A 6917-nucleotide genomic window follows, 5' to 3' on the forward strand; every position below is an offset into this window, starting at 1 on the left:
TGCACCCGCAACTCCCAGCTTCAGAGGATATATAAATATTGGGTCAAGTATTATATTCAGCACAGATCCAAATGCCATGGCATACATAGACCTCTTTGCATCACCCTCGCCCCTGAGAATCGAATTTGCAACATTTGAAAAGAAGATAAGTAATGTCCCAGCAAACATAATTTGGGCATAAACAGTGGCATCATCAATTACATTTCCAGCGCCCATTAATTCAAAGATATTTCTTGAAAAAACAACAAAAGGGAGCGTAATAATAATTCCCAATATTAACATCAATACAATAGTATGAGCGGCAACGTTATCAGCTTCCTCTTTCTTATGGGCCCCAATAAATCTTGATATTGCGGAACTCCCTCCCATTCCTATGCCGGCCCCTACGGACATAATCATAAAAAAGAAAGGAAAGAAAAATCCAACGGCAGATAATGCTTCAGGCCCTAAAAAAGAAACCCAAAGTGCATCAGCAAAATTGTATAAAGTTTGGACAAGCATGGCTATGATCATTGGCATAGAAAGTTTTAGTATTGCTCTTTTAGGGTCACCAAGAAGCGTCTTGATACCTTCGGTGTGTTTTTTTTGTTTGTTCTGATCAATCTTGTTCGGCATAAAAAAACCCTTTTAGATAATAGACTTCCAAATCTAAATTCTAATTATAAATCTATCCATATATTGCAAAAATTATCTTAGATAATATCATATACGAGAGATATTCACGAAAAGATTTTAATAGTTTTATTTTTAATATTCATTATGAGTAAAAATGATATTGTGAAGCTCCCAAAAATGGAAAAAGTTGAATATGACAAACTTATTTCAAAACAATACCTCTGTAGAGTTGCTTTTAGAGGAGACAGATACCCATATATTGCACCACTTTTGTATATTTTTGATGGAAATAATATGTACTTTTTATCTACAAATTATGGCAAAAAAATATCATTTTTTAGAGAGTATCCTTACGTCCTTGTAGAAATAGAAGAATATGAAAAAGATTTCTCGGATTTTAGTTTTATGGTACTTTCTGGAAAACTTGTTCAGATAGATGATGAAAAAAATGATCAAGAGATACGAAAAGACTTTGTTAAAATGATAAAACAGAAGAATCTATCGAAAAATATAATGATAGCACTGGGTCATTCTTCTGATGAACCTTTAGAGTCCCTTGTTAACGAGAAGAGGAGCATAGTCTGGAAACTAACAGATGTTGAAGAAATAAAAGCATTTAAGAAAAGCTAATCTATTCCCAATAATCCTTAACTTCACATGCATTAAGATCTTCAACAGATAGCAATTCATCTGGATAAGGTTCAAAGAAACTTTGATTTTCAAGATATTTTTCATCAAATCTCAAAACCCAGGATTTTAGAATGTTAGTTGGAACGCTTAAAGACACATTACCATTTCTATATTTGTCTATTGTCTCAAGAAAGAATTCTTTCTCCTTTTTATTTAAATTTTTAGATATATATCCAAATCCGTGTAAAAGAATATTTATATTGGGAGGGCATTTTGGCGGCTTTGAAAAAAGAGTGAAGAGGTGTGCTTCGTAATTCTGGAATATTTTTTCAAGTGGATATTTATCCATATTGGCAACGATCCTACCAATCTCTTTTGTTTCTTTTTGGCTGTATGCACCAAACAACAATTTATTGTATGATTGATATTCAACTAAGTCTTTCTTCGACATTGTTTTCTTGACTTCTCTAAATCTCCTTAATGAATATATCTTTGTCAGAAAATGCTGTTTTATTCTTGAGTTAAGTAATCGCCCTTCATCTTCTATGGCTAGATTAGGGTGTTTTTCTTGTACAACTTTACCAAAAAATCCCGGGCCTTTAGGGTATTTAGGTTGTGGGCCTTTGACAGTATGTATCTTGGAATCTTTAATACCACACGAGGGGGACTTTGATTTTAGGATAAATCCATCAATATCTAATAATTTATCTAAAAATGAATTAGAAAACTCTATCATATCTTTAGTGACATCTTTTTCAGTTTTTAGTTGTAAAAGCTTTAAATCGCCATTAAACGAAACAATCCTAATTGGATCTCTTGGCACTCCAAGACCTATTTCAAATTCAGGACAAATCGGAACAAAATCTACAAATGATTTTAATTTTTCTACAAATTCACTTGATATCATCTGGCCGTTATATCTACAGGATCCATGCTCTATGCATTTGCTTATAACAATCCTTGGTTTTAAAAAATGTTTCATAATATCATTTCCCTAATATTTCTGCAGTTTGAATCATTTCTACTAAATCTTTTTCAGATGCATATCCAATTCCTCTAAACCTTATGAGGCCTTCCATATCCAAAAGAAAAACATATCCATTATTTATATTATCAATTGAAAGATAGGAAGTATATTCTTTATAGTTACCATAATGTGTCAAGACATTAGTATGTTTTTCAAGTGGGATACCTGCCCTCATTCCGCCATCTATTGAACTACGGAATAACTTCCATAGTCCATTGAGCATTGGTATTTCATAATAAATATAATTGGACATATTGGAAAATCTATCTTCAAACGGGATAGACCAAGAGTCGAGCATCTCTTGGGCCTGGCGAACAAATGCTATTCCGATCAAAGTAACTTTGCCTATTGCCATATCTGGAAGTATTACTTCCGTTTTAGCCAGAGAATATGCGGTTATTTTCGGAAATATTTTTCCAATTAATTCTTGAGTTGCCATAGCTAAGTATTAGAGACATACTCATTTATCTTTTTCGTATATGCATCAGCGTCAAATTTTCTCATAAGTCCTTTATCGTTCATATAACGTATATTGCCAAAAATTTTTCTTTCTGCCCAAGGTCTATCATGCTTTCCAAAACACCAAGCAATTCCAGTATATCCATTTGGATCTCGACCATCTAATTCATATTTATTATTTAAGTAGATCAATATTTCATACGCATCTTCTGGGGATTTAGTCCATTCAATGACCTTTTTTCCCCAATACATCCGCATATAACCATGCATTTTACCGGTGTATACCATTTCTCTTTGGGCAGCATTCCAGTACGGATCATGGGTGTTTGCATTTTCAAAATCCTTGAGGGAATAGGTATATTCTCTTGAGTCTTTTTCATGTAACTTTAAAGTTTTCTTACACCAATCAGGCAATCCTCCAAAGGAATCATATTGAGCATTATAATAAACGTAGTTCATTGAAAGTTCTCTTCGAACAATTAGTTCTTCTAAGAATGCACCCTTGCCAGCGTCCCCAGTTTGCTGAATTTTCAATGCAATGTACAAAGGAGATATCTGCCCGAAATGGAGATATGGGCTCATATTTGATAGGTAGTCAAGATTTGGATTATTTCTTAAATCATCATACCTATCAAGCTTATGTTTGGTAAAATACTCAAGATGATTTTTAGCTTCTGAAGTTCCTCCAAATAAATAAGGTGCAGCTTTTACACTTTTATCGATCTTAAGAGAGTTAATTATTTCTTCTATTTCGTCCATATTTAAAGAATCAATTCTAAAAGAAAGAGAACTTATTCTAGGGTTGCTTAAACTCGACGGTGAAAGGTAAGAATTCAGGAGTTTATTTATTTTTGGCCTTATAGTTGCGGCTGCGTATTCTTCTTTTTTTGAAACTTCTTCTACTGGAACAACAGTATTAGTTTCAATTTCTATCAAAGGACAATCAATATTTTTTGCAACATGGCCTCTCCAATCTCGTTCAAATCTTTGATAGCCTTTATCTACAATCACGACTGAGGCATCACTTGAAATTTCTGTTGCCCCAATTTTGGGCTTTTTTTTCCAAATGACAAATTTAATATTTTTATTTTTCAGAGATTTTTCAACTTCATATAGTCCTTCAAGCATGAAAGAAATATTTCTCAGATTTGCATTTGGAAATTTTTCATTTAATCCGAAAAATACAATTAATGGTAAATCTAGAGAATTAGCTTTTAAAATTGAATATTCTAAAGCATGATTGTACTCTGTTCTTTGAGAAGACTGCATCCAGTATAGAACATAATCTCCGTTTTTTTCATTATTATCGTTCAAATATTTTATTCTCTCATTTCGAATCAATGCTACACCTTAAATTATAGTAGGTATCCTAATATAGATAATTTTCGGTTAAAAAAGAAAAGAAAAATTAATTCTTTTTATCTATCCCTATCATGACTCCTGCGTAAAGAGAGAATCCTATCATCCCAGTTATGAAAGATGCGATAGCAGTTCCAATTAAAGGCACATTTGACAATATTCCAACTAATGCCAAGTTCAATACTAAGACCAATATCCAAGCTACAATGTAATCTCCAGTGAAAATGTATTTGGCAATATCATTAAAATTAAAGGCTTCAGAGAACTTATCCGTTTTAATGTACTTTAAAACTGCAACTGGTGCCACATATGTGGCTATTAGTATTAATATAGCAAAGACAACGACTAACGGCAAAGCTGCAACTAAGTATGGAAGAAAGATTGGGAAAAATTCTTCTGGATTCATAGTTTGAACTCTTTGAGGACCCATAAAAGCAAGTTTTCCAATTAATGGCCCAAGTGCAACGGCAAAAGCAATGATACCTGCAATCAAAGCAGGGATTGCATATATCAAAGATATTATTAAGCCTAAGAGACCTTTGACAAAGAAGTCTCCAAAATCTTCCCATTCTTCCATCTTTTCAGTTTGTTCTCCTTTTTTTATATCCGAACTTTCAAGTATGTATCCATACGAAATTAAGTTCAGAATAGGAATTATGTTAATAACTATTCCAATAAGGAGTTTTCTAAAGTCAGAAAAGGGTTTTCTGAATGATATGTTATAGTTTACCATCAGATTATGAATAAAAAAATCATTTATATATCTTTTGAGAATGGATTGATAGTAAAGTTTAAAATATTCTTCAACAAAAAAATACTATGAAAAGTAAATTCTTGCCAATCATTGGGATTTTCGCAATTTTGTTTTTATCTTCTATGGGTAGCGCATTTTCCGGGGAAACAAATAGCATTTACATAAAAGTTTATGAAGATGGAAGTGCATTATGGAATCTTGAAACAAGATTTGAACTAAAAAATCAAGAGGATATTGATTTCTTCAATGAATATATGGATGCTTTAGAAGGAGATAAAGAATTCACAATCCAGAGAAAGAAAGAATCACTCCAAAACATAATTAATACTGTAGCCTACTCTTCTGGAAGAGAAATGAATATTGAAAATATTTCTTTGAACTATCAAATTGTAGATTCTATTAATAATAAATACGGTGTTGTTAATTTTAAATTCTTGTGGAGAGGTTTTGGCCTAAAGGATAAAGATCATATCATAATCGGGGATTCATTTAAGGACCGTAGCCAGCTAAAAGAGGGAGAAGTTCTTGCAATAGAATTCCCGGAAGATTATTCTATAAATGGTATTAATCCAGAGCCGACTGATAAAAGAGAAAACATATTATTTTGGTATGGTCCAAAATTATTATTAGAAAACGAACCAAAAGTTGTCCTGGAAAAGAAGTCTTTAGTAAGTTCATTTAATCCATTACTATTTGGGGTAATTGGAATTTTTATTATAATAGGGATCATTGTCTATTTAATTCTTAGAAAAAATAAAAATGCCCCAATATTATTGTCTGACCAAGAAAAAGTAATAAGTATATTGAAATCGTCTGGGGGTAAATCTTTCCAGAACGATATTGTTGCTAGGTCTGGAATGTCAAAATCTAAAATAAGCCAAATAATAACCGAAATGGAAAAAAATGGATTAATAGGTAAACAGAAATACGGAAAAAACAATTTAATAATATTAAAATAAGAATAGAATTTAATCATTAGCTAAACTATAGGAATTATTACGATTATCGTAGTCTGCCCAATTTAGTCTAGAAAGCATTAAAAAGACATTTAAATATATATTTTTAGAATCTATGAAAAAATTAATTGAGTTAATCTCCTCAAATGAAGATTGGTTAATGCAGAGAGTTCTTGATTATGCGAAAGCTAGAGATTATACCAAATATACGTCAACCTTAGTTGAAGCATGGAGACTTTCTATTTCAGGACTTTCAGAAAGTTTAATTAAAGGATTAAATCAATACAAGGGCATTCCAGAACTAACTCCTGATGAAGATTATTCAAAAGACCCTATTGCAGCATTTGGTATTCTTGAAGCCCAAATGCATAGGAGTAGAGGCGTCACTCTTTCAATGTTTTTAGGACTGATGAAATATTATAGGCAAAGTTACTTGGATTTGATATCACAAACAGATTTTGATAATAACGATAAGAACAAATATTTAACATTTACAAATCGATTCTTCGACCGTCTAGAAATCGGATTTTCAAGTGAATGGAGCGAATCAGGTGCAAAAGATCTTATTGAAGACCTTCAATCTAAAAATCGATATATGACTAATGAAAAGAATAAGTATTTGACAATATTTGATAGTCTTAATGCGCCTATGTTTTTCTTGAATGAAAGAAGTATAATAGAAAATTTAAATCATGCTGCATCAGAATATTTTGACTCCTATCAAACATCTGGTGAAAAATACTACGAAATTGAAAAAAAAGAGATGAAACTAAATTTCTTAGAAGCTGAAATTCTTGAATTCAGAGCATCTAATTTAGAAAAGACAGAATTTGAAAAATACATTCTTACTAAAAAGGGACTGTGCTATTTTCAAGTAAAAATGAAAAAGATGCTCGATATCAGTGATAAATTTTTTGGAACAGTAATTATTCTTAACGACTTGACAGAATTAAAGAATACTTCTTCATTACTTAAAGAAAGTGAAGAAAAATTTAAGGCCATATCTAACTCTGCCCAAGATGCAATAATTACATTAGACAACGATGGCAATATAACATATTGGAACAAAGCAGCTGAAAACATTTTTCATTATTCTCTAGAAGAGGTAATCGGGAAA

8 protein-coding genes are annotated in these 6917 nt (G+C 31.7%); 3 read left to right on the plus strand and 5 right to left on the minus strand.

All coding sequences use genetic code 11. The features are described from left to right. Positions 1-615: polysaccharide biosynthesis C-terminal domain-containing protein (locus KO464_08440; GenBank protein MCC7573402.1), on the minus strand; the 615-nt coding region annotated here is incomplete at its 3' end. 144 nt (positions 616-759) lie between these two features. Between KO464_08440 and KO464_08445 the strand changes: the two genes are divergently transcribed. Beyond that, positions 760-1245: a pyridoxamine 5'-phosphate oxidase family protein gene (locus tag KO464_08445; protein MCC7573403.1), complete on the plus strand. Its 486-nt coding sequence runs from the start codon at positions 760-762 to the stop codon at positions 1243-1245. Between the two features lies 1 nt (position 1246). Here the strand turns inward: KO464_08445 and KO464_08450 are convergent, their stop codons facing one another. The 4 genes from KO464_08450 to KO464_08465 form a co-directional block, all read right to left on the minus strand. Continuing rightward, positions 1247-2227: a DUF523 and DUF1722 domain-containing protein gene (locus KO464_08450; protein MCC7573404.1), complete on the minus strand. Its 981-nt coding sequence runs from the start codon at positions 2225-2227 to the stop codon at positions 1247-1249. A gap of 4 nt (positions 2228-2231) precedes the next feature. Then, complete coding sequence (locus KO464_08455) at positions 2232-2711, minus strand: hypothetical protein (GenBank protein ID MCC7573405.1); 480 nt, start codon at positions 2709-2711, stop codon at positions 2232-2234. 2 nt (positions 2712-2713) lie between these two features. Continuing rightward, the gene (locus tag KO464_08460) at positions 2714-4072 is read right to left on the minus strand and encodes a deoxyribodipyrimidine photo-lyase (protein ID MCC7573406.1); all 1359 of its coding nucleotides are present in this window, start codon (positions 4070-4072) and stop codon (positions 2714-2716) included. A gap of 67 nt (positions 4073-4139) precedes the next feature. Then, on the minus strand, positions 4140-4823 hold the full coding sequence (locus KO464_08465; protein MCC7573407.1) for a DUF4013 domain-containing protein: 684 nt from the start codon (positions 4821-4823) through the stop codon (positions 4140-4142). Between the two features lie 86 nt (positions 4824-4909). Here KO464_08465 and KO464_08470 point away from each other — a divergent pair, with 86 nt between their 5' ends. After that, complete coding sequence (locus KO464_08470; GenBank protein MCC7573408.1) at positions 4910-5803, plus strand: hypothetical protein; 894 nt, start codon at positions 4910-4912, stop codon at positions 5801-5803. Positions 5804-5915: 112 nt separating this feature from the next. Then, positions 5916-6917: PAS domain S-box protein (locus tag KO464_08475; protein ID MCC7573409.1), on the plus strand; the 1002-nt coding region annotated here is incomplete at its 3' end.

The organism is Methanofastidiosum sp., assembly GCA_020854815.1.
In the GTDB taxonomy this organism is placed as follows: domain Archaea; phylum Methanobacteriota_B; class Thermococci; order Methanofastidiosales; family Methanofastidiosaceae; genus Methanofastidiosum.